19 protein-coding genes and 2 tRNA genes are annotated in these 24,097 nt (G+C 57.3%); 2 read left to right on the forward strand and 19 right to left on the reverse strand.

Features of this window, described 5'->3' with window-relative positions; all coding sequences use genetic code 11:
• Positions 1–52 precede the first annotated feature (52 nt).
• Complete coding sequence (locus tag BFP95_RS07765; protein WP_065909738.1) at positions 53–2,983, forward strand: DUF748 domain-containing protein; 2,931 nt, start codon at positions 53–55, stop codon at positions 2,981–2,983.
• Between the two features lie 294 nt (positions 2,984–3,277).
• Here the strand turns inward: BFP95_RS07765 and BFP95_RS07770 are convergent, their stop codons facing one another.
• From BFP95_RS07770 to rlmE, 16 genes are all read right to left on the reverse strand, one after another.
• The gene (locus tag BFP95_RS07770; protein ID WP_049711496.1) at positions 3,278–3,901 is read right to left on the reverse strand and encodes a BON domain-containing protein; all 624 of its coding nucleotides are present in this window, start codon (positions 3,899–3,901) and stop codon (positions 3,278–3,280) included.
• 295 nt (positions 3,902–4,196) lie between these two features.
• Positions 4,197–6,302 (reverse strand): polyribonucleotide nucleotidyltransferase, encoded by a 2,106-nt coding sequence (gene pnp, locus BFP95_RS07775; protein ID WP_057725022.1) that lies wholly within the window; start codon positions 6,300–6,302, stop codon positions 4,197–4,199.
• Between the two features lie 194 nt (positions 6,303–6,496).
• The gene (gene rpsO, locus BFP95_RS07780) at positions 6,497–6,766 is read right to left on the reverse strand and encodes a 30S ribosomal protein S15 (protein ID WP_003176135.1); all 270 of its coding nucleotides are present in this window, start codon (positions 6,764–6,766) and stop codon (positions 6,497–6,499) included.
• A gap of 115 nt (positions 6,767–6,881) precedes the next feature.
• A complete protein-coding gene (truB, locus tag BFP95_RS07785; RefSeq protein ID WP_016976825.1) occupies positions 6,882–7,799 on the reverse strand; it encodes a tRNA pseudouridine(55) synthase TruB in 918 nt (305 codons plus the stop codon).
• Positions 7,800–7,802: 3 nt separating this feature from the next.
• Positions 7,803–8,198, reverse strand: coding sequence for a 30S ribosome-binding factor RbfA (gene rbfA, locus BFP95_RS07790; RefSeq protein ID WP_065875288.1), 396 nt, complete (start codon positions 8,196–8,198; stop codon positions 7,803–7,805).
• 159 nt (positions 8,199–8,357) lie between these two features.
• The gene (gene infB, locus BFP95_RS07795) at positions 8,358–10,868 is read right to left on the reverse strand and encodes a translation initiation factor IF-2 (RefSeq protein WP_065881646.1); all 2,511 of its coding nucleotides are present in this window, start codon (positions 10,866–10,868) and stop codon (positions 8,358–8,360) included.
• A gap of 27 nt (positions 10,869–10,895) precedes the next feature.
• On the reverse strand, positions 10,896–12,377 hold the full coding sequence (gene nusA / locus BFP95_RS07800) for a transcription termination factor NusA (RefSeq protein ID WP_049711491.1): 1,482 nt from the start codon (positions 12,375–12,377) through the stop codon (positions 10,896–10,898).
• A gap of 47 nt (positions 12,378–12,424) precedes the next feature.
• Positions 12,425–12,883 carry a ribosome maturation factor RimP gene (gene rimP, locus BFP95_RS07805; RefSeq protein ID WP_049713475.1) on the reverse strand — a complete coding sequence of 153 codons (459 nt, stop codon included), beginning with the start codon at positions 12,881–12,883 and terminating at the stop codon, positions 12,425–12,427.
• Positions 12,884–13,023: 140 nt separating this feature from the next.
• A tRNA-Met gene (locus BFP95_RS07810) sits at positions 13,024–13,100 on the reverse strand.
• 96 nt (positions 13,101–13,196) lie between these two features.
• Positions 13,197–13,282: transfer RNA gene (locus BFP95_RS07815), tRNA-Leu, on the reverse strand.
• Between the two features lie 21 nt (positions 13,283–13,303).
• Positions 13,304–13,687, reverse strand: coding sequence for a preprotein translocase subunit SecG (gene secG / locus BFP95_RS28830; protein ID WP_083207073.1), 384 nt, complete (start codon positions 13,685–13,687; stop codon positions 13,304–13,306).
• Positions 13,688–13,691: 4 nt separating this feature from the next.
• On the reverse strand, positions 13,692–14,447 hold the full coding sequence (gene tpiA, locus BFP95_RS07820) for a triose-phosphate isomerase (RefSeq protein WP_003194193.1): 756 nt from the start codon (positions 14,445–14,447) through the stop codon (positions 13,692–13,694).
• A 66-nt stretch (positions 14,448–14,513) separates the two neighbouring features.
• Positions 14,514–15,851 carry a phosphoglucosamine mutase gene (gene glmM, locus BFP95_RS07825; RefSeq protein ID WP_065875290.1) on the reverse strand — a complete coding sequence of 446 codons (1,338 nt, stop codon included), beginning with the start codon at positions 15,849–15,851 and terminating at the stop codon, positions 14,514–14,516.
• A 16-nt stretch (positions 15,852–15,867) separates the two neighbouring features.
• Complete coding sequence (gene folP / locus BFP95_RS07830; protein ID WP_065875291.1) at positions 15,868–16,719, reverse strand: dihydropteroate synthase; 852 nt, start codon at positions 16,717–16,719, stop codon at positions 15,868–15,870.
• A gap of 8 nt (positions 16,720–16,727) precedes the next feature.
• Entirely contained in the window at positions 16,728–18,638 is a 1,911-nt protein-coding gene (gene ftsH / locus BFP95_RS07835) for an ATP-dependent zinc metalloprotease FtsH (protein ID WP_065875292.1), read from the reverse strand.
• A 200-nt stretch (positions 18,639–18,838) separates the two neighbouring features.
• The gene (gene rlmE / locus BFP95_RS07840) at positions 18,839–19,489 is read right to left on the reverse strand and encodes a 23S rRNA (uridine(2552)-2'-O)-methyltransferase RlmE (RefSeq protein ID WP_032862906.1); all 651 of its coding nucleotides are present in this window, start codon (positions 19,487–19,489) and stop codon (positions 18,839–18,841) included.
• A 105-nt stretch (positions 19,490–19,594) separates the two neighbouring features.
• On the opposite strand from rlmE, the gene BFP95_RS07845 reads away from it, so the two are divergent.
• Positions 19,595–19,903, forward strand: a complete 309-nt coding sequence (locus BFP95_RS07845; protein WP_049711487.1) for a YhbY family RNA-binding protein — start codon at positions 19,595–19,597, stop codon at positions 19,901–19,903.
• A gap of 10 nt (positions 19,904–19,913) precedes the next feature.
• Here BFP95_RS07845 and BFP95_RS07850 read toward each other — a convergent pair whose 3' ends face one another.
• Genes BFP95_RS07850 through carB form a run of 3 tightly spaced genes read right to left on the reverse strand, consistent with a single transcriptional unit; the run spans position 19,914 to position 24,041 of the window.
• Positions 19,914–20,318, reverse strand: coding sequence for an MFS transporter (locus tag BFP95_RS07850; RefSeq protein WP_065875293.1), 405 nt, complete (start codon positions 20,316–20,318; stop codon positions 19,914–19,916).
• Between the two features lie 28 nt (positions 20,319–20,346).
• Positions 20,347–20,823: a transcription elongation factor GreA gene (gene greA, locus BFP95_RS07855; protein ID WP_065909740.1), complete on the reverse strand. Its 477-nt coding sequence runs from the start codon at positions 20,821–20,823 to the stop codon at positions 20,347–20,349.
• Entirely contained in the window at positions 20,820–24,041 is a 3,222-nt protein-coding gene (gene carB / locus BFP95_RS07860; RefSeq protein WP_045060049.1) for a carbamoyl-phosphate synthase large subunit, read from the reverse strand. The genes greA and carB overlap by 4 nt, the downstream gene beginning before the upstream one ends.
• Positions 24,042–24,097 lie beyond the last annotated feature (56 nt).

Here is a 24,097-nt window from a genome sequence, read left to right on the forward strand (position 1 = left end):
AACCCGTGCCATACTCCAAGGCACTCTTGTTTGATATAGATGGCGCCGCCCCATGCCCAAAGGATTGATTCGCGCCGCTGGCGCTTTGTTGACCGCCCTTGCCCTTTACAGCTCGCTGGGCTTTTTGATTCTCCCCGGTATCGCGCTTCGCATTGCCAACCAGCAACTGGCCAATTACGCCACGGTGCCAGCACGGCTCGAGCGAATAGAGCTCAACCCGTTCAGCCTGGAAGTGACGGCATGGGGGCTCAAAATAGGCGAGCCTGGCAAAGAACAAGTGGGTTTCGAACGCCTCTACGCCAACCTGCAAATCGACAGTCTATGGACCCGAGCCCTGCATCTGGCTGATGTGCAATTGGACAAGCCCAAGACCGAGTTGCTGTTCGACAAGTCCGGCAAGTTGAATCTGGCGCAGTTGTTCAAGCTGCCCGCCAGCGAGCCCGCCCCGGCCGATCCGGATGCCAAGCCTTTCCCGCTGCGTGTCGACGGCATCAAATTGTCGGGCGGCTATGTGCACTTTCAAGACTTGCGCCCCAGCGAACCTATCGAATTTCTATACGACTCACTCGACTTCGAGCTAAAAAACCTCAGCACCCTGCCGGAAGACAATGCCGACATGACGCTGGTCGCGGCGGGGCCTGACGGTGGGAGAATCGATTGGAAAGGTAATTTCAGCCTGGTGCCGATTACCTCCGAAGGTACGCTGAAGGTCACCGATGGCAAGATGAAAGCCTGGTGGCCCTATGTACGTGATGCGTTGCCCCTGGTGCTGGAAGACGGTGTGCTCAACTTCAGCACCGAATACACGTTCAGCCTGGCCAAAGAGACTGAACTGAACCTGACCAACACCGCCGCCAGCATCGCGCCATTTGCCATCAAGGCACCGGACGGCCGCCCGTTGGTGCGCCTGGAGCGCTTGGACGTCAGCGAGACCACGGTGGACCTGGCCAAGCAGCAGGTAATCGTCGGTAAGATCCGCAGCAACAAGCTGGAAACCTGGGCGGCCCTTGAGGCCGATGGGCAACTGGACTGGCAGAAACTGTTCGCCAGCCAACCCAGTAAACCCGCCAAGGCGCCCGAGCCTGCCAGCGCTCCGGCCACTGCCGACTCGCCAAAAGCCGAACCTGCGGCGCCGAGCAAACCGTGGCAGGTGCTGCTCAAGGATGTGCAACTACGCAACTATCAAGTGCACCTGGCCGACCGTCAGGCCAAACCGGCGGTAGCGCTGGAACTGGGGCCGTTGAACGTCGATGTGCAGAACTTCGATAGCCTCAACCAGAACCCGTTCACCGTGAAGCTCGACACGGGGCTGGGCAAGCAAGGCAAAATCCAGGCGACCGGCGAGGTCAACCTCAACCCAGTCAGCGCCAAGCTGAAGGTCAATACCCAGGACATCGACCTGCGGGTCGCCCAGTCCTACATCAGTCCGTTCATCCGCCTGGAACTGCGTAGCGGCATGCTCGGCAGCAATCTCGATGTGAACCTGAAAGGCACCGCCCCTCTGAAGTTGCAGGTCACCGGTCGGGCGCAGGTCGACCAACTGCACACCCTCGACACACTCAAAACGCGCGATTTCCTCAAATGGCAGCGTCTGGTACTCGAAGGCGTGAACTATCAGCACGGCGACAGCCTGTCGATCGACAAGGTCAACCTGCTGCAACCGTATGCGCGCTTCATGATCAATGATGACCGCACCACCAACATCGACGACCTGCTGATTCCACAGCCGGCCGACAGTGGTGCCAAGTCGGCAGCCAAACCGGCCAGCAAAGATAAGCCCCTTGGCATTCGTATCGGCCAGATTGCGATCAACGACGGCTCCGCCAACTTTGCCGACTTCAGCCTCACACCTAACTTCGCCACGGCGATTCAACAACTCAACGGACAAATCGGCACTATCGACAGCCGACAGGCCAAACCGGCCAGCGTCGACATCAAGGGTAAGGTGGACCGTTACGCGCCCGTTACCATCAAAGGCAGCGTGAATCCGTTTGATCCAATGGCAGCGCTGGACATCGCCACCAGCTTCAAGCGCGTCGAACTGACTAACCTGACGCCCTACTCTGGCAAATTCGCCGGCTTCCGTATCCGCAAGGGCCGACTCAACCTTGACCTGCACTACGTGATCACCAAGGGCCAATTGAAGGCCGAAAACAAAGTGGTGGTCGAGCAATTGCAACTGGGCGAGAAGGTCGACAGCACTGATGCGGTGGACTTGCCGATTCGCCTGGCGATTGCGCTACTCAAGGACAGTGACGGCAAAATCACCATTGAGTTGCCGGTGACGGGCGATTTGAACAATCCACAATTCAGCGTAATGCCGATCGTTTGGCAAACCCTGCGCAATCTCGTGGTCCGCGCGGCGACGGCGCCCTTCAAGTTTATCGGTGGGCTGGTGACCGGTGGGGGCTCGGAAGACCTCGGTAATGTCTCGTTCGGCCCGGGTTCCAGCGAGCTGAACAAAGACGCCGAAGGCGCCTTGAACACGCTGGCCAAGGCGCTTAAAGAGCGCCCTGCCCTGCGCCTGGAAATCGAAGGCACGGCCGCTGCCAGCAGTGACGGGCCGCTCCTCGCCGCGCAGCGCCTGGAACGCGAATACCAATACAACTACTACAAGATGCTGCAACGCCGCGGTGACAAGGTTCCGGCCCAGGCGTCCTTGCTGGAAGTACCGGAAAGTGAAAAAGCACCGTTGCTGGAAGGCATCTACCGCACCCGTCTGAAACAGCAGCCGCCGGCGGAGTGGAAAGACCTCAGCCGCGATGAACGTACCGCCAAGCTGAAGGACGGCGTGATCAAATTCTGGAGTGGCAGTGATGTGTTGCTGCGCCAGTTGGGCCAAGACCGCGCAAGCACTATCAAGGATTACCTGGTAGACAAAGGACAGTTGGAAGATGACCGGGTGTACTTCATCGATGCCAACCTGGGGCAGGCAGAGAAGGATGGTCGAGTGGTGACGCCGATGCATCTGGATGCTGAGTAACCGGGCAGCCATACACATCTGAAAGTGAGAGCGGGCTTGCTCGCGAATACGGTGTATCAGCAGCTTATAAGTTGACTGACACTCCGTATTCGCGAGCAAGCCCGCTCCCACATTTGTTCTTCATAAGCCTACAGAATGTATTCCGAGCCAGAATAGAACAGGCCCCGACACAAGTGCCGGGGCCTGTAATGACCACATCCGTGTGGTCGGTCGCATGAACTTGTGAAGGTGCGTTGAGTGTATATCTAGCTCACTCGTCGCCGCCGGCGCCTAGTTCAGGCGAATTCTGGAGCGTTACTCTGCTTTCAGGCCATCAGCCGATACAGCTTTAACGCCTTTGATTTTCTTGGTGATCGCTACAGCTGTGTCTTTCTGCGCTTCAGTCACAGCAGTAGTCGACGACAGCGAGACCACACCTTGGTTGGTTTCGACTTTGATGTCGGTACCAGGAATGCCTTTCTCGGTGACCAGATCAGCTTTCACTTTGGTGGTGATCCAAGTATCGGAGGTTGCACCTTTAGCATCAGCAGCGGCGACCTTGGTTTTGTCGACGTTGTCAGCTTTGTATGCGCCACCTGCGTGCAGGCTGTCAGCAGAAACAGCTTTCACACCTTTGATTTTCTTGGTGATGGCGACTGCGGTCGCTTTTTGCGAGGCAGAGATCTTCACGTCGGAGGACAGGGTAACCACGCCGTTGTTGGTTTCAACTTTGATGTCCGAACCAGGAATACCTTTTTCTGTCAGCAGGTCGGCTTTCACTTTGGTGGTGATCCAAGTGTCCGAAGTAGCTTCCTTGGCCTGGGTCACTTCACCGGCCGCCAGAGTCATAGGGGCCTGGGAAGGTTGGGCGAAGGCAGCGTTAGCCATGGCCAGGGTCAGAGCGGTAGCAGTTGCGGTAGCGAGAGCGAACTTCTTCATACGAGTAACTCCTGTTTTATTAAAAGACTGCAGTGTGTGAACCTTGATGCTGCAGCGCTAACAGGGTTGTTGCAGGCACTGTGCCAACTCTCCGCATCAAATTAAACCCTTATAAATCAACAGCTTAATAAAATTGCTAATTTTCGGAATCGTGCAACTTGCATGAACATGAGCTTGCCTGCATGCAAGTTGCGGGTTTTAGATATAACTAAGCGACTGATTTTTAGACATTTTCTTATAGGCATAAAAAAAGGACTCCGAAGAGTCCCTTTTTCAGCGTACAGCTTTGGGGTAATTAAACGCCCGAAGCCTTGGCTGCTGCTACGTCCTTGATGGAGAGCTTGATACGGCCGCGGTTGTCCACGTCCAGTACCAGTACTTCCACTTCCTGGCCTTCTTTCAGAATGTCGGTCACTTTCTCAACGCGGGCGTCGCTCAGCATGGAGATGTGAACCAGACCGTCTTTGCCCGGCAGGATGTTAACGAATGCGCCGAAGTCGACGATGCGCTCAACCTTACCGACGTAGATCTTGCCGATCTCGGCTTCCGCAGTGATGCCCAGAACGCGCTGACGCGCCGCTTCTGCAGCTTCCTTGGTTTCGCCGAAGATCTTGATCGAGCCGTCGTCTTCGATGTCGATCGAAGCCTTGGTCTCTTCGCAGATCGCACGAATGGTCGCGCCACCTTTACCGATAACATCACGGATTTTGTCGGTGTCGATTTTCATCGCGATCATGGTCGGAGCATTTTCCGACAGTTCGGTACGGGACTGACCAATGATCTGGTTCATCTGGCCGAGGATGTTCAGGCGCGCTTCCAGGGCTTGGCCCAGAGCGATTTCCATGATCTCTTCGGTGATGCCTTTGATCTTGATGTCCATCTGCAGCGCGGTAACACCTTTGGCGGTACCGGCCACTTTGAAGTCCATGTCGCCCAGGTGGTCTTCGTCACCCAGGATGTCGGTCAGGATGGCGAACTTCTCGCCTTCTTTAACCAGGCCCATGGCGATACCGGCAACCGGTGCCTTCATCGGCACACCAGCGTCCATCAGCGCCAGGGAAGCACCGCAGACCGAAGCCATGGAGCTGGAACCGTTGGACTCAGTAATTTCCGACACAACGCGGATGGTATACGGGAACACGTCAGCAGCAGGCAGCATGGCGGCGATCGAACGACGAGCCAGACGGCCGTGACCGATTTCGCGACGACCAGCGCCACCCATGCGACCACACTCGCCCACCGAAAACGGAGGGAAGTTGTAGTGCAGCATGAACGGGTCTTTTTTCTCGCCTTCCAGGGTGTCCAGCAGCTGCGCGTCACGGGCAGTACCCAGGGTCGCAACGACCAGAGCCTGAGTTTCACCACGGGTGAACAGGGCCGAACCGTGAGTCTTAGGCAGAACGCCGACTTCGATGTTCAGCGGACGTACAGTGCGGGTGTCGCGACCGTCGATACGTGGCTTGCCGTTAACGATGTTTTCGCGAACGGTGCGGTATTCGATTTCACCGAAGGCAGCTTTGACTTCGCTGGAAGAAGGCTGGCCTTCTTCACCGGACAGCTTGGCAACAACCTGATCCTTCAACTCACCCAGGCGAGCGTAACGGTCGGCCTTGACGGTGATGGCGTATGCCTGGGAGATCGCGTCGCCGAACTCGGCACGGATAGCGCCCAACAATGCGGTAGCTTCAGGCTGTGGAGCCCAAGCCCAGGTTGGTTTGGCAGCTTCGGCAGCCAATTCTTTAACAGCGTTGATCACAACCTGGAACTCGTCGTGAGCAAACAGCACGGCGCCCAGCATCTGGTCTTCGGTCAGCTCTTTGGCTTCCGATTCAACCATCAACACGGCTTCCGAGGTACCGGCTACGACCATGTCCAGGCTCGAAGCTTTCTGTTGCTCGTAAGTCGGGTTCAGCAGGTAACCGGTGCTTTCGTGGAAGGCAACGCGGGCAGCGCCGATCGGGCCATCGAAAGGAATACCCGAAATAGCCAGGGCAGCCGAGGTACCGATCATCGCAGCGATGTCCGGATCGGTCTTCTTGCTGGTGGAAACGACGGTGCAGACAACCTGCACTTCGTTCATGAAGCCTTCTGGGAACAGCGGACGGATCGGACGGTCGATCAGTCGGGAAGTCAGGGTTTCTTTCTCGGAAGGACGGCCTTCACGCTTGAAGAAACCGCCAGGGATCTTACCGGCAGCGTAAGTCTTTTCCTGGTAGTGAACGGAAAGAGGGAAGAAGCCTTTGCTCGGGTCAGCGGTCTTGGCGCCAACAACGGTCACCAGAACGGTAACGTCGTCGTCAACGGTAACCAGCACTGCGCCGGAGGCTTGACGGGCGATACGGCCTGTCTCGAGGGTAACGGTCGACTGACCGAACTGGAATTTTTTGATAACCGGGTTCACGGTGTCCTACCTTCTTTGTGGCTCTTGGGGAACTTGTCTTCTTGCGAAATTCTTGGGCAATGTCGGGAATCGGCCCGACCCTCGTCCAGGGTAAAACGTGTATCCAGATAAAACTTGAGGCTGGGAGCCTGCCATGGGCCAGCGGGAATCCCACTGACACACGGCAGACAACCAACCTCTAGCGCAATCGCTTATTAGCGACGCAGACCCAGGCGACCGATCAGAGCCTGATAGCGACCCAGATCCTTGCCTTTCAGGTAGTCCAGCAGCTTACGGCGCTGGTTTACCATGCGGATCAGACCACGACGGGAGTGGTGGTCTTTACCGTTGGCCTTGAAGTGACCTTGCAGCTTGTTGATGTTGTGGGTCAGCAGTGCAACTTGCACTTCTGGCGAACCAGTGTCACCAACAGCTTGCTGATAGTCAGCTACGATTTGTGCTTTTTCTTGAACGTCGAGAGCCATGAGGCAATCCTTTTTTCAGGAAACCACCCAAAGGGCAGTTTCAACAGGCCAGGGACAAATCCCTGTATCTAAAAATGAGTGTTGACCATGCCTGTTAACAGCCACACTCGTTCGGTCATTCTGACCGAATCAGTCGACGCGGCGCGATGCGCCCGTCTTCGCTCACTTCACCGATACCGATAAAGCGACCGTTATGATCCTGCACCCGCACCATACCGAACTTCGGGGCATCCGGGGCACGTACCGGTTGGCCGTTGAGCCAGTAGAACGCGCTGTGCTCCGAGAAGTGCAGCAATGGCCAATCCAGCAAGCCGCTGTCTGAAGGCATCAGGAAGCGATCAACCGCTTCGTTGCCACCTTCAGCATGCACCGCTTCCAACTCTTCCAGCGTGACCGTCTGGGCCAGGCTGAAAGGACCGGCCTGGGTGCGTCGCAATTCTGCAACGTACGCGCCGCAACCGAGCTTTTCACCAATATCTTCCACCAGGGTACGGATATAGGTGCCTTTGCTGCAGTCCACGGCCAAGCGGGCGGTGTCGCCTTCACAGGCGAGCAATTCCAAGCGCGCAATAGTAACAGAACGCGGTTCTCGCTCCACTACTTCGCCGGCACGTGCCAGCTTGTAAAGAGGCTGCCCATCGCGCTTGAGCGCCGAGTACATCGGCGGTATCTGACTGATTTGCCCACGAAAACCGGGTAGAGCAGCTTCAATATCAGCACGACCAACGGTCACGTCGCGAACCTGCAAAACATCACCTTCGGCGTCGGCCGTGGTGGTGGTCTTGCCCAGTTGCATCAGGGTTTCATAACCCTTGTCGGAATCGAGCAGGTATTGCGAGAACTTCGTCGCCTCGCCAAAGCACAGCGGCAACACGCCGGTGGCCAAGGGGTCGAGGCTGCCGGTGTGCCCGGCCTTCTCGGCATTGAGCAGCCAGCGGACCTTCTGCAACGCGGCATTGGAGGTAAAGCCAATGGGTTTGTCGAGCAGAATGATGCCGCTGACATTGCGACGTATACGTTTGACCTGAGCCACCGCTTACTCCTTGGCGTCTTCAGGTGTGGACGGGCGCTGGCTGTCTTCAGCCACGGCGCGCTCGATCAGAGCCGACAGGTGCGCACCACGCACGACACTTTCGTCGTAGTGGAAGTGCAACTGAGGAACGCTGCGCAGCTTCATCTCACGGGCCAACTGCATGCGCAGGAAACCCGCTGCCGAGTTGAGCACCTTGATGCTTTGTGCGATTTCTTCGCTGTTGTCCTGCCCCATCACAGTGATGAAGATCTTGGCGTGACCCACGTCACGGCTCACTTCAACGGCGGTGATGGTGACCAGACCAACGCGAGGGTCTTTGACTTCGCGACGGATCAGCTGGGCCAGCTCGCGCTGCATCTGATCGCCGATACGCTGGGTACGGCTGTATTCTTTTGCCATGTCTTGTTACCTGTTACTGCCACACGGTGAAACCCGTGGGGTCTGAAAGCGGCAAACGCCCGGCCTGACAAAAGCCAGACCGGGCGTTGCGTTTAGAGTCCGGACACAGCGTGGGACATTTGCATGCCCACACGCCGCGTGGCTCCTGAAGTGCGCGAGTTAGAGGCTGCGAGCAACCTGGACCTTCTCGTAAACTTCGATCTTGTCGCCAGGCTTAACGTCGTTGTAGCTCTTGACGCCGATACCGCATTCCATGCCGGCACGCACTTCGGAAGCGTCATCCTTGAAGCGGCGCAGGGATTCCAGCTCGCCTTCAAAGATAACGATGTCTTCACGCAGTACACGGATTGGACGGTTACGGTGCACAACACCTTCGATAACCATGCAACCGGCGATCGCGCCGAATTTCGGCGAGCGGAACACATCACGCACCTCGGCCACACCCAGGATGTTCTCCCGGACATCGCTGCCAAGCATGCCGGTGAGGGCCTTCTTGACGTCTTCGATGATGTCGTAGATGACGTTGTAGTAACGCATGTCCAGGCCTTCCTGCTCGACGATCTTGCGAGCGCCAGCATCGGCACGCACGTTGAAACCGAACAGTACAGCGTTGGAAGCCAGTGCCAGGTTGGCGTCGGATTCGGTGATACCACCAACACCGCCACCGACAACGCGCACTTGCACTTCGTCGTTACCCAGGCCGTTCAAGGCGCCGTTCAACGCTTCGAGAGAGCCACGGACGTCAGATTTGAGGACGATGTTGAGCGTCTTCTTCTCTGCCTGGCCCATGTTTTCGAAGATGTTTTCCAGCTTGCCGGCGTGAGCACGAGCCAGTTTGACTTCGCGGAACTTGCCTTGACGGAACAGAGCCACTTCACGGGCTTTCTTCTCGTCCGACAGCACGCTCATCTCGTCGCCAGCGTCCGGAGTACCGTCCAGGCCGAGGATCTCGACAGGGATGGAAGGACCGGCTTCTTTGATTGGCTTGCCGTTCTCATCGAGCATGGCACGTACACGGCCATAGTTCGAACCGACCAGCACCATGTCGCCTTGGCGCAGGGTACCGTCTTGAACCAGAACAGTTGCAACCGGGCCACGACCTTTGTCGAGACGCGATTCAACCACAACACCGCGACCTGGGGCCGATGGGGTTGCTTTCAGTTCGAGTACTTCAGCTTGCAGCAGAACAGCTTCGAGCAGCTCGTCTACACCGGTACCGACTTTCGCCGAGACTGAAACGAACGGCGTATCACCGCCCCACTCTTCGGAAGTCACACCGTGAACCGACAGTTCGCTACGGATGCGATCGAGATCGGCGCCCGGCTTGTCGATTTTGTTCACGGCAACAACCAGTGGAACACCCGCAGCCTTGGCGTGCTGGACAGCTTCAATGGTCTGCGGCATCACGCCGTCGTCCGCTGCAACTACCAGGATCACGATGTCAGTCGCCTTGGCACCACGGGCACGCATTGCGGTAAACGCGGCGTGACCAGGGGTGTCGAGGAAAGTGACCATGCCGCGTTCGGTTTCAACGTGGTACGCACCGATGTGCTGGGTGATACCACCGGCTTCGCCAGCAGCTACCTTGGCACGACGGATATAGTCGAGCAGGGAAGTTTTACCATGGTCAACGTGGCCCATTACGGTCACAACTGGCGCACGGGAGAACGTCTCACCTTCAAACTTCAGGGACTCGGCCAGGGAATCTTCCAGGGCGGTGTCGCTGACCAGGGTCACTTTGTGGCCCAGCTCTTCGGCTACCAGTTGAGCAGTTTCCTGATCAAGCACCTGGTTGATGGTCGCTGGGGTGCCCAGTTTGAACATGAACTTGATGATTTCAGCAGCCTTGACCGACATCTGATTGGCGAGATCGCCAACAGAGATGGTCTCGCCGATCTGCACATCACGCACGACAGGGCCGGTTGGGCTCTGGAAACCGTGAGCGTTGCGTTTTTTCAGCTTGGCCTTGCCGCGACCACCACGACGGAAGCTATCGCTTTCTTCGTCGGTAGTACGTGGGGCAACGCGTGGCGCAGGCGCTTTCTCTTTGACCGAGGCACGATGCGGAGCATTTTTGCGCTCGCCATCACCGCCGCCGCCGCGACGATTGTTATCGTCAGCACGTGGCTTGTCCGGACGGCGAGGCTCTTCGCGCTTGCGGGCATCAGCAGCAGGTGCTGGTGCCGCGGCAACCGGAGCGGCTTCACGCACAGCTTCTACTGGCGCGCTAGGCGCGGAGACCGCTTCAGTAGTCGCAGGCTGGCGACGCGCTTCTTCTTCGGTGCGACGCTTGGCTTCTTCTTCAGCCTTCTGACGAGCAGCATTTTCTACTGCGCGACGTTCTTCCAGATCGCGTTTGCGCTCGGCTTCGATTTCTTCCGGGCTGCGTTGTACGAAGACTTTCTTCTTGCGTACTTCAACGCTGATGCTCTTGCTACCCGCAACACGCAGTGTGCTGGTGGTTTTGCGCTGCAATGTAATCTTGCGCGGTTCTTCCACTTTCGCCTTGTGGCTGCTCTTCAAGTGAGTCAGCAAAGACTGCTTCTCACTATCGCTCACACCTTCATCGGCGGCGGTGTGCGGCAGACCTGCCTCACGCATCTGCTGCAACAGGCGCTCTACCGGTGTTTTGACCTCATCGGCCAGTTGTTTCACCGTGACTTGCGTCATGCACTTCTCTCCTCAGGCCGCGCCTAGTTACTCGAACCAATGGGCTCGGGCGGCCATGATCAACTTGCCGGCACGATCTTCGTCAATGCCGTCGATGTCGAGCAGATCGTCAATAGACTGCTCGGCCAGGTCTTCGCGGGTAATTACGCCGCGCACCGCCAGTTCCATCGCCAAATCCTTGTCCATACCCTCAAGCGAGAGCAGGTCTTCGGCCGGATGGGCGTCTGCCAGCTTTTCCTCAGTAGCGATGGCTTTAGTCAACAAACGATCCTTGGCCCGAGCGCGAAGCTCGTTGACGGTGTCTTCGTCAAAGCCGTCGATGTTGAGCATTTCTTCCAACGGTACGTAGGCAATCTCTTCCAGGCTGGTGAAGCCTTCATCTACCAGCACCTGTGCCAGGTCTTCATCGACTTCGAGCTCTTCGATAAAGTTGCGCAGGATGTCACCGGTTTCTGCTTGCTGCTTAGCCTGGATGTCCGATTCGGTCATCACATTCAGGGTCCAACCGGTCAGTTGGCTGGCCAGACGCACGTTCTGACCACCACGACCAATGGCCTGAGCCAGGTTGTCTGCGCCGACGGCGATGTCCATTGCATGGGCATCCTCGTCAACGATAATTGCCGCCACTTCAGCCGGCGACATTGCGTTGATCACGAACTGAGCCGGGTTATCGTCCCACAGCACGATATCCACACGCTCACCGCCCAATTCGCCAGACACTGCCTGGACGCGCGAACCGCGCATACCAATGCAAGCACCTTGCGGATCAATACGCTTGTCCTTGGAACGGACCGCGATCTTGGCGCGCGAACCCGGGTCGCGGGACGCAGCCATGACTTCGATCAGGCCTTCGGCAATTTCCGGCACCTCGATACGGAACAGCTCGATCAGCATTTCCGGCGCGGTACGCGACAGGATCAACTGAGGACCGCGGTTCTCGGTGCGGATTTCCTTGAGCAGCGCACGCAGACGCACGCCGACACGGAAGGTTTCGCGAGAGATGATGTCTTCACGGGCCAGCAACGCTTCAGCGTTGTTGCCCAGGTCAACGATCACGTTGTCGCGGGTGACTTTCTTCACGGTACCGGAGATGATTTCACCCAGGCGCTCGCGATAAGCGTCAACAACTTGAGCGCGCTCGGCTTCGCGAACCTTCTGCACGATGACCTGCTTGGCGGTCTGTGCAGCAATACGGCCGAACTCGATCGATTCGATCTTTTCTTCTACGACATCACCGACATTGGCGCCAGGGTGCGTTTCGGCAACCTTGCTCGGCCAGGTTTCGATGGCCGGATCATCAAGATCGGCTTCTTCGACGACCGTCCAGCGACGGAAAGTCTCATAGGCACCGGTGTGGCGGTTGATTTCCACACGCAGATCTACTTCGTCTTCAAAACGCTTTTTGGTAGCAGTGGCCAGGGCCAGCTCCAGCGCTTCAAAAATCACGTTTGCCGGTACGCCCTTTTCATTGGATACCGACTCAACAACCAGCAGTACTTCTTTGCTCATCGTACGCCTCGCCTTTCGCAAGCCATTGGATCCGCGGGATCCGCGTCTCAGCCAAAACTGGGAATAATGTTGGCCTTGTCGATCATATCGATCGGCAACAGGAACTCATGGTCTTCCACTTGCACCACAACGTCCTGCTCTTCTACACCGCGCAGAAGGCCCTGAAAATTGCGTCGCCCTTCGAATGGGGATCGCAGCTTGATCTTCACTTGTTCACCGGCAAATTTTGCAAACTGATCAATAGTGAACAGTGGGCGTTCCATGCCTGGCGAGGAAACTTCGAGGGTGTATTCAACGGCAATTGGATCTTCAACATCCAGCACACCGCTGATCTGACGGCTGACAATGGCACAATCGTCCACCAGCACGCCGCCCTCTTTATCGATATAAACGCGCAACATTGAGTGGCGACCTTGAGCCGAAAACTCAATACCCCAGCATTCATAGCCTAGGGCCACGACCACCGGGGCCAGCAAGGCCTGCAACTCTTCTAGCTTGCTCGACACCTGAACCCCCTCGTGCATGTATGTGCATGCTGTGCAAAATAAAAAAATGGGCGAAACGCCCATCCTTGAAACGCCGTCGAACAGCGGCGTTGAAAGTGTCCAGCTAACAAAAAGCCCCTTAAAAGGGGCTCCGCTAAAACTGGTTGCGGGGGCCGGATTTGAACCGACGACCTTCGGGTTATGAGCCCGACGAGCTACCAGACTGCTCCACCCCGCGACAAAGCTGGGGCGGAAGTATACGACTGATCCCCAACAGGGTCAATGTAACCTTCCACCTACAAGAAAGCCCGCAACAGCGGGCTTTCCTGATAATTGGTACCGAGAAGGGGACTCGAACCCCTACACCCTATGGGCACAACCACCTCAAGGTTGCGTGTCTACCAATTCCACCACCTCGGCAATACAGCGTTTACAACCTTCTTACTTCTGCTCTTGAGCTGGAGGCACGTCAGTCGCTGGAGTAGCCGACTTTTGCTCTTGAAGCACCGGGACATCATCAGAAGCCGGTTTTGCTTTTGGTACTTCCAACACTGCTGGGTTTGGCAAACCTACTTGAGTCAGCACATGAGCTTTCTCTTTAGCAAAGTAACCTAACCCTAAGCTGGTTATGAAGAAACCGGCGGCAAGTATAGCAGTAAACTTACTAAGAAAGGTAGAGGTACCTTGGCTTCCGAATACAGTATTTGAAGCACCTGCACCGAAAGACGCACCAGCATCTGCACCTTTACCCTGTTGCAGCAAAACCAGGGCAACTACGCCCAAGGCAGCCAACAGATGAAAAACGACTACGACTGTTTCCAGCATTTTTTCAGTTTCCCGCGGCGCGACAAATCGCACCGAACTCATCTGCATTCAGGGAAGCTCCACCAATGAGCCCCCCATCGATATCCGGCATGCCGAACAGTTCGACCGCATTGGCCGCCTTCACGCTGCCGCCGTATAGAAGACGCACACCTTGTGCGACTTCAGAATTCTCTGCCGCCAACTGCGCGCGGATGGCTGCGTGCACATCCTGCGCCTGTTGCGGTGTAGCAGTCAGCCCGGTACCAATGGCCCAGACCGGCTCGTAAGCAATTACCGCTTTTGCAAACGCACCAACACCCAGCTCCTCGATGATGCTGCCCAGCTGACGCGAGACAACTTCAAGAGTCTTGCCCGATTCGCGCTGCTCCAGGGTTTCCCCTATGCACAACACTGGAATCAAGCCACAAGCCTGTGCTGCGGCGAACTTGCGGTTGAGTGTCCCATCACGCTCGCCCATCATCTGACGGCGTTCGGAGTGCCCAACAAGCACATAGGAACAACCCGCATCGACCAACTGACTCGGCGAAATCTCACCGGTCAACGCACCTTGCATCGGTTCCACCGCAGAGTTCTGCGCGCCGACCTGAATCGACTTACCTTTCAAGCCATCAACCACTTGGTTGATATGCAGGCAAGGTGGAAAAACCGCAACATCAACACCGCTAGGCAAGGCCAGGTGACGAAGGCCGTTGATCAGCTCAGCGACACTGGCGCGGGTACCGTGCATCTTCCAGTTACCAGCTACCATAGTGCGACGCATGCTGTACCTCGTCGGTCAAAGTGGGCGCAGATGTTACCCAACCACATCATCACTGGCAAGCCGAATTCAGGCGCAAACTTCAGTTACCAGTTTTGCCAGGTCTTCGGCATGGCCGCGAACCTGTGTTTCGTCGTCACCTTCAACCATGACGCGCACCAGAGGCTCTGTGCCGGACTTGCGCAACAACACACGGCCACGCCCCGCCATCGCCAGAGTCACGCGCTCGCACGCCTCCTTGACAGCAGGGTGATCGATCGGGTTTTCGCCACCGGCAAAACGCACATTGAGCAGCACTTGCGGACATTTACGCAGCGCCTGACGCGCCTGGGCGAGGCTCTCTTCGCGACGACGCAATGACAGCAGCACCTGCAGCGCAGCAATAATCGCATCGCCTGTGGTGGTGTGCTGGAAGCAGACAACGTGCCCGGAATTCTCGCCCCCCACCAGCCAATTACGCTCAAGCAGTTCGGCGATCACATAGCGGTCACCGACATTGGCGCGCACGAATGGAATCCCCAGGTCTGCCAAGGCCAGCTCAAGCCCCAAATTACTCATCAGTGTGCCGACAACGCCGCCTTGCAGCTTGTTACGCTCATGCAGGTCGCGTGCAATGATGAACAACAGATCATCACCATCAACAATGGCACCCGTGTGATCCACCATCAGAACGCGGTCGCCATCACCATCGAAGGCAATACCCAAGTCGGCATGCTCGGCAAGGACGGCCGCCTGCAACTGCCCCATATGAGTAGAGCCGCAGTTATCGTTGATGTTCAAGCCGTTCGGCTGGGCCGACAGAACCGTCACGTCCGCACCCAATTCCTTGAATACGCTGGGCGCTACTTTGTAGGTAGCACCATGAGCGCAGTCGACCACAATTTTGAGGCCGGCGAAATTGGTACTGCTCGGCACACTGCTCTTGCAGAATTCGATATAGCGGCCAGAGGCGTCGTTGATTCGCGACACCTTGCCCAGCTTGCTGGAATCAACCACCGTCATCGGCGCGTCCAGCAGCTCTTCAATCATCAACTCGATCTCGTCCGGCAGCTTGGTGCCCTGGCCCGAGAAGAACTTGATGCCGTTATCATCATGGGGGTTGTGCGAGGCACTGATCACGATACCGGCTTCAGCGTGAAAGGTACGCGTCAGGTAGGCGATCGCTGGCGTCGGCATAGGCCCCAGCAGCATTACATCGGCACCCGCGGCGGACAGACCTGCTTCCAATGCGGACTCAAACATGTAACCCGAAATACGGGTGTCCTTGCCGACCAGGATGCGGCACGCGCCCATACTGCGGAACGCCATACCCGCCGCCCAACCCAGCTTGAGCATGAAGTCAGGGGTAATTGGAAATTCGCCGACCCGACCACGGATACCGTCGGTGCCAAAGTATTTTTTAGTCATAAGTGCTCCATCATTCTTATTCGGCTGATTCTACCGCAGCAATCATACGCACCACATCCACGGTCTGGGCGACATCATGCACGCGCAAGATGCGTGCACCCTTGGTTATCGCGAGCGCTGCCAGTGCAAGACCACCGTACAACCGCTCGCCCACCGGACGATTCAGCGCCAGCCCGATCATGCTCTTGCGCGAAACACCGACCAACAGCGGCCGACCAAGTGCGTGCAGGGATTCCATATGCTTGAACAGGCTTAAATTGTGTTGCAGGGTCTTAGCGAAGCCAAAGCCGGGATCGAGGATGATCTTTTCAGCCGCAATCCCTACGGCAGCGCATTGAGCAATCCGCTCAGCGAGAAAACCACTCACTTCACCAACAAGATCATCATAGTGAGGACTGTCCTGCATATTGCCGGGCTCACCCAGCATATGCATCAGACACACCGGCAAACCGCTAGCCGCGGCAGCATCCAATGCGCCATCTCGCTGAAGAGAGCGTACATCGTTGATCAGCCCGGCGCCCAGGCGCGCAGTCTCGCGCATCACGGCAGGGGTCGACGTATCAACCGAGATGATCACATCCAACTCTCGGGAAATGCGCTCAACGATGGGCGCCACCCTCTCCAGCTCCTCCAGGGGAGAAACTACGCGAGCACCGGGGCGAGTAGACTCACCGCCGACATCAATAAGGGTTGCCCCTGCCGCCACCATTGCCTCTGCGTGACGCAGCGCGGCATCAAGCTGGCTGAAGCGGCCACCATCGGAAAAAGAGTCGGGGGTTACATTAAGAATGCCCATAACGTGTGTATGGGCCAAATCAAGAACCCGGCTGCCGCAAGGCAACCGGGTGGAGGACACAACAGAAGTCATTTCAAACCTTAGACGTCAGCTGCCGGGCCGCCGATTGGTGTTTCAGGGCGCTCATTCTGAACCACAGGCGGAGTGCCTGAAGTACCCGAACCACCTTCCCAATCGCGAGGCTCGCGCGGTGCGCGACCCGCCATGATGTCGTCAATCTGGTCGGCATCAATGGTCTCGTACTTCATCAGCGCATCAGCCATTGCATCCAGCTTGTCGCGATTGTCGGTCAGGATCTGCTTGGCCGTGCCGTAGCATTGGTCAATGATACTGCGCACCTCGGAGTCGATCAGCTTAGCCGTCTCACCGGAGAAGCTGGCGCTTTGACCACCACCGCCACGCCCCAGGAATACCTCGCCCTCTTCCTCGGCATACATCAAAGGACCGAGTTTTTCAGAGAGGCCCCACTTGGTGACCATGTTCCGTGCAATCTGGCTGGCACGCATGATGTCGTTGGATGCGCCAGTGGTCACACCGTCGAAGCCCAGCGTCATCTCTTCAGCAATTCGGCCACCGTACAGCGAGCAGATCTGGCTGATCAGTGCGCGCTTGGAAAGGCTGTAACGATCCTCTTCCGGCAGGAACATGGTGACACCCAGCGCCCGACCACGAGGAATGATCGACACTTTGTAGACCGGGTCGTGCTCAGGCACAACGCGACCGACAATGGCGTGACCGGCTTCGTGATAAGCAGTGTTCTGCTTCTCTTTTTCCGACATGACCATGGATTTGCGCTCGGCACCCATCATGATCTTGTCTTTCGCCAGTTCGAACTCTTTCATTTCAACGATGCGCTTGCCGGTACGGGCAGCGAACAGCGAAGCCTCGTTGACCAGGTTAGCCAAGTCAGCACCGGAGAAACCTGGAGTACCACGGGCAATCACGGCCGGAGCCACATCATCACCCATTGGCACTTTGCGCATGTGTACTTTCAGGATCTGTTCGCGGCCACGGATATCCGGCAAGCCGACCACGACTTGACGGTCGAAACGACCAGGACGCAGCAGCGCAGGGTCCAGCACGTCAGGCCGGTTGGTTGCAGCGATGACGATGATGCCGTCATTCATTTCAAAGCCGTCCATCTCAACCAGCAACTGGTTGAGGGTCTGCTCACGCTCATCATGACCACCGCCCATGCCGGCACCACGATGGCGACCAACGGCGTCGATTTCATCGATGAAGATGATGCAAGGCGCGTGCTTCTTGGCTTGTTCGAACATGTCGCGAACACGGCTTGCACCGACACCAACAAACATCTCTACGAAGTCAGAACCGGAAATAGTGAAGAACGGCACCTTGGCTTCGCCGGCAATCGCCTTGGCCAGCAAGGTTTTACCAGTACCCGGAGGACCGACCATCAGCACGCCGCGAGGAATACGACCACCCAGGCGTTGGAACTTGCCCGGATCGCGCAGGAACTCGACCAGTTCACCCACTTCTTCCTTGGCCTCGTCGCAACCGGCAACGTCAGCCAGGGTGGTTTTCACCTGGTCTTCGGAGAGCAGGCGCGCCTTGCTCTTGCCGAAGCTCATCGGCCCGCCCTTGCCTCCCGCACCGCCTTGCATCTGGCGCATGAAGAACATGAACACAGCGATGATCACCAGAATCGGGAAGCTCGCCACCAGAAGTTGGGTCCAGATGCTTTGCTGCTCAGGCTGCTTGCCCTCAACAACGACCTTGTTATCCACCAGATCGCCGATCAGACCGTTGTCCTGAATGGCCGGACGAATGGTCTTGAAGCTGTCGCCATCGACGCGCTTACCGGTAATCACGTAGCCATCAACCGCTACGCGCTCGACCTTGCCATCCTTAACTTGCTGGATGAAGTCGGAATAGTTGAGGGTCTGCGGCTCGTTAGGGCTGGAGAAGTTGTTCATCACCGTCACAAGGACAGCCGCGATGATCAACCACAGGATCAGATTCTTTGCCATATCGTTCAATTAACTACCCTCTGAAGCAAGCTCCGCTACTGGCGCGCGCTTCGCATGATATTCACCGGCCTAACTTACTACATTACCTACAACTCTTGCAGGCGCCGTCTGTAACCCTTTGTGAAACTTTGACTACACAATATTCGTAAAGCTTCGTGACGAAAGCGATATAAAAAAACCTATCGCCCTCCTCGAATTTCTCAAAAACGCTCTTCACTCGCAGCACCTTCAACACCGCGGAAGCCGCGGCACAGCAAATACTGCTCCCTCGACCTGTCGCGGGAAGAGTCAGGCTTACGCGTTTGCACCTTGTCGAACAACTTGCGGATGTTCTTGTGGTACTCGTCAAAACCTTCGCCCTGGAAGACCTTCACCAGAAAATCACCACCAGGCCGCAGAACCCGACCCGCCAAATCCAGCGCGAGCTCACAAAGGAACATCGCGCGCGGCATATCAACGGCCGGTAATCCACTCATATTGGGGGCCATGTCGGAAATCACAAGGTCTACCTGCGAATTTCCCACAGCCTCAAGGATCTGTGCGAGCACGGCGTCCTGGGTGAAGTCCCCATGAACAAAGGTCACATCCGGGATACTGTCCATTTCCAGGATATCGGAAGCGATCAAGCGACCCTGCCCACCAATCAGACGACTGGTCACCTGGGACCACCCGCCAGGGGCTGCACCCAGATCAATAACGCTCATGCCGGGACGTATCAACTTATCCTTGTCCTGGATCTCCAACAGCTTGTAGCTGGCCCGGGAACGGTAGCCGTCCTTTTGCGCCTTTTTGACGTAAGGATCGTTGAAATGTTCTTGTAGCCACTTAAGACTGGTTTTGGAACGGGCCACGGGCCACCTCGAAAATAAAACGGGTCGTGATTAACTGGGCGGTCCCGGACTCGCTCGGGTAAACTGGCCGCCGCTTTTTACAAGATCAGACGCAGGGGTCAGATTATGCCGCTCACTCAAGAGCAGAAGAAACAGTACAAATCCATTGGCCACCATCTGAAACCAGTTTTGATTGTGGCAGATAACGGTTTGACTGAGGGTGTGTTAGCCGAATTCGAACGCGCACTGAACGATCACGAACTGATCAAGATCAAGGTCAACATCCTTGATCGCGAAGCGCGCCTGGCCGCCATTGCAGAACTGTGCAAGGTGGGCAAAGCGGACCTGGTCCAGGTCATCGGCAAGATGGCGCTGCTGTATCGCAAGAACTTCAGCGCCAACAAGCAACTGTCGAACGTTCATCGCTTCAAGTAAACAACAAGGGTCACGGGCGTGCTTCGCGCGCCCCGCCACTCCATCCTGGTGCAGGCTGTATAACCAGCACCAGGCCGGAGAACCCTAGCACGAGATAGCTGAACAGCTGCCAGCGCAACGCTTCCGGCAGCCAGACATGCACAATGCAATACATTGCACACGCATACAGCGCCATCAACAGCAGTTGCCCGCGAATATCCCGCCACAAACTCCCCAAGCCTTCGGCCTTGACCAGCACCAACGCCTGGAGCGTCACGCACGCCGCCGCGAAACCCACCAGCAACGCACTGAGCAATCCATCGATTTCATCGATCAGCAACGGTGCCAGGCCAATCAGGCCCAGCGCCGGTAACACACCGATGTGCAACAACCACAGGCCGCCTACCCAAAGCATCTGGGAGAGCTGCCAAAGCATGGCGCCCGCATAGAGCGGGCGCCGTCTTTCAGACGTGACGAACTTCAACAATCTCGTACTCGATCACGCCGCTTGGCGTTTTCACAGCCACCACATCACCCTCTTCCTTGGCAATCAAGGCGCGGGCGAGCGGAGAACCAACGGAGATCTTGCCGAGTTTGAAGTCAGCTTCGTCTTCACCCACGATGTGGTAGACAACGCGCTCATCCGTCTCGACATTGGCGATTTCCACGGTGGTGCCGAAAATCACCTTGCCGGTATGTGGAATGGTCGTCACGTCGATGATTACCGCATTCTGCATACGGCCTTCGATGTCACGGATCCGTGCCTCGACCATACCTTGCTGCTCGCGAGCAGCGTGGTATTCGGCATTTTCCTTCAAGTCACCCAGCTCGCGAGCGGTGCCGATATCCTGGCTCAGCTTCGGGCGGACGACTTTGGTCAGATGGGCGTGTTCCTCTTCCAGGGCCTTGGCGCCCTGGACGGTCATTGGGTATTTGGTCATGCCTTCAATCCTGCGTGTAGATCTTGCAAGCGACGCACGGTCTTTTCCGGACCGAACTTGAGCGCTTCACAGATGGCTTCGCCAGCAGCAATGGTGGTGGTGCAGTAGATCTTGTGCTGCAAAGCGTTACGACGAATGGAATAGGAGTCCGCGATCGACTGGCGACCTTCGGTGGTGTTGATGATCAGGGTGACTTCGTCATTCTTGATCATGTCGACCACGTGCGGACGGCCTTCCGTCACCTTGTTCACGCGACGCACTTTCAGGCCGGCAGCTTCGATCAGCTTGGCGGTCCCGGCGGTGGCCACGACTTCGAAGCCCAAGTTGATCAAATCACGGGCCACGCCCGCAACCAGCGGCTTATCGTCATCGCGCACGCTGATGAACGCAGTACCGCCGGTCGGCAGCACTTCGCTGGCACCCATTTGGGCTTTAGCAAACGCCTCGCCGAAGGTATCGCCCACGCCCATCACTTCACCGGTGGACTTCATCTCTGGGCCCAGGATCGGGTCCACACCAGGGAATTTAGCGAATGGGAACACCGCCTCTTTCACGCTGTAGAAGTTCGGAATGATTTCCTTGGTGAAGCCGATTTCCTTCAGGGTCTTACCGGCCATCACGCGGGCAGCGATCATAGCCAGGGACACACCGATGCACTTGGAAACAAACGGTACGGTACGCGAAGCGCGCGGGTTGACTTCGATGACGTAGATGTCTTCGCCTTGCAGCGCCAACTGTACGTTCATCAGGCCGACCACGCCCAGTTCCAGGGCCATTTTCTTGACCTGTTCGCGCATCTCGTCCTGGATGTGCGCAGGCAGCGAGTACGGAGGCAGCGAGCAAGCGGAGTCACCGGAGTGAACGCCAGCCTGTTCGATGTGCTGCATGATCGCGCCGATCACTACGTCAGTGCCGTCGCAGACTGCGTCCACGTCCATTTCGATGGCGCAGTTGAGGAAGTGGTCGAGCAGCACCGGGCTGTCATTGGACACTTTCACCGCATCACGCAGGTAGCGCTTGAGCTCTTCTTCTTCGTAGACAATTTCCATCGCACGACCGCCCAACACGTAGGACGGACGCACCACCAGCGGGTAGCCGATCTTGCTGGCTGCGCGAATGGCTTCGTCTTCGCTGCGCACGGTGGCGTTTGGCGGCTGACGCAGGTTCAGGCGCTCAACCATTTGCTGGAAGCGCTCGCGGTCTTCGGCACGGTCGATGGCGTCCGGGCTGGTGCCGATGATTGGCACGCCGGCTTCTTCCAGGGCACGCGCCAGTTTCAGCGGGGTCTGGCCGCCGTACTGGACGATTACACCCTTAGGCTTCTCAACCCGGCAGATTTCCAGCACGTCTTCCAAGGTCACTGGTTCGAAGTACAAGCGATCGGAAGTGTCGTAGTCGGTGGAAACAGTTTCCGGGTTGCAGTTGACCATGATGGTCTCGTAACCGTCTTCGCGCAGGGCCAGTGCCGCGTGTACGCAGCAGTAGTCGAACTCGATGCCCTGACCGATACGGTTTGGACCGCCACCCAGAATCATGATCTTGTCGCGGCCCGAAGGCGCGGCTTCGCACTCTTCCTCGTAAGTCGAGTACATGTAGGCGGTGTCGGTGGCGAACTCGGCTGCGCAGGTATCAACGCGCTTATAGACCGGGAAGATCTCCAACTTGTGACGGTGACGACGCAGCGCTTTCTCGGTTACGCCCAGCAGCTTGGCCAGACGCATGTCGGAGAAGCCTTTGCGCTTGAGCTTGAACATCAAGTCGCGGTCGATGCTGGCCAGACCCAGGGTCTTGACCTTCTCTTCCTCCTTGATCAGATCTTCGATCTGCACCAGGAACCACGGGTCGATCATGTTCATGCCGAAGATGTCTTCGACCGACAGACCGGCGCGGAAGGCGTCAGCCACATACCAGATGCGCTCGGCGCCCGGCACGGTCAGTTCGCGCTTGAGGATGCTCATGCTTTCCGGATTGCTCAGGTCGAGCTTCTCGTCCAGGCCGCAAACGCCCACTTCCAGGCCGCGCAGAGCTTTCTGCAGGGATTCCTGGAAAGTCCGGCCGATGGCCATGACTTCACCCACCGACTTCATTTGAGTGGTCAGGCGCGCGTCGGCTTTCGGGAACTTCTCGAAGGCGAAGCGTGGCAGCTTGGTCACGACGTAGTCGATCGACGGCTCGAAGGAAGCCGGGGTAGCGCCACCGGTGATTTCGTTCTGCAGCTCGTCCAGGGTGTAGCCGATCGCCAGCTTGGCGGCGATACGCGCGATCGGGAAACCGGTGGCTTTCGAGGCCAGCGCCGAGGAACGGGATACCCGCGGGTTCATCTCGATGACGACCATGCGACCCGTGTCCGGGCAGATGCCGAACTGGACGTTGGAGCCACCGGTTTCCACGCCGATCTCGCGCAATACCGCCAAGGAGGCGTTACGCATGATCTGGTATTCCTTGTCCGTCAGGGTCTGTGCCGGCGCAACAGTGATCGAGTCACCGGTGTGCACGCCCATCGGGTCAAAGTTTTCAATGGAGCAGACGATGATGCAGTTGTCCTTCTTATCGCGGACAACCTCCATCTCGTACTCTTTCCAACCGATCAGGGATTCGTCGATCAGCAGCTCTTTGGTCGGCGACAGGTCCAGGCCACGGGCGCAGATTTCTTCGAATTCTTCGCGGTTGTAAGCGATACCGCCACCAGTGCCGCCCATGGTGAAGGACGGACGGATGATGCACGGAAAGCCCAGCTTCTCGAGCACTGCGTTAGCTTCTTCCATGCTGTGGGCGATGCCCGAGCGCGGGCAGTCCAAGCCGATGGATTTCATTGCCTTGTCAAAGCGCGAACGGTCTTCTGCTTTGTCGATGGTGTCGGCATTCGCGCCGATCATCTCTACGCCGAACTTTTCCAGGACGCCTTCGCGCTCCAGGTCCAGTGCGCAGTTCAGAGCAGTCTGGCCGCCCATGGTCGGCAGCAGCGCGTCCGGACGCTCCTTCTCGATGATCTTGGCAACGGTCTGCCACTTGATCGGCTCGATGTAGGTGGCGTCGGCCATGTCCGGGTCGGTCATGATGGTGGCCGGGTTGGAGTTCACCAGGATGACGCGGTAGCCCTCCTCGCGCAGGGCTTTACAGGCCTGGGCGCCGGAGTAGTCGAATTCGCAGGCCTGGCCGATCACGATCGGGCCAGCGCCGAGAATCAGGATGCTTTTTATGTCTGTACGTTTTGGCATGGGTTTGTCACTCAAATCCGCAGGTCAGTCGGCAAGCCGTCTTGAACAATCTTTAG

The sequence above is a fragment of the Pseudomonas sp. 58 R 12 genome (assembly GCF_900005865.1).
GTDB lineage: Bacteria > Pseudomonadota > Gammaproteobacteria > Pseudomonadales > Pseudomonadaceae > Aquipseudomonas > Aquipseudomonas tritici.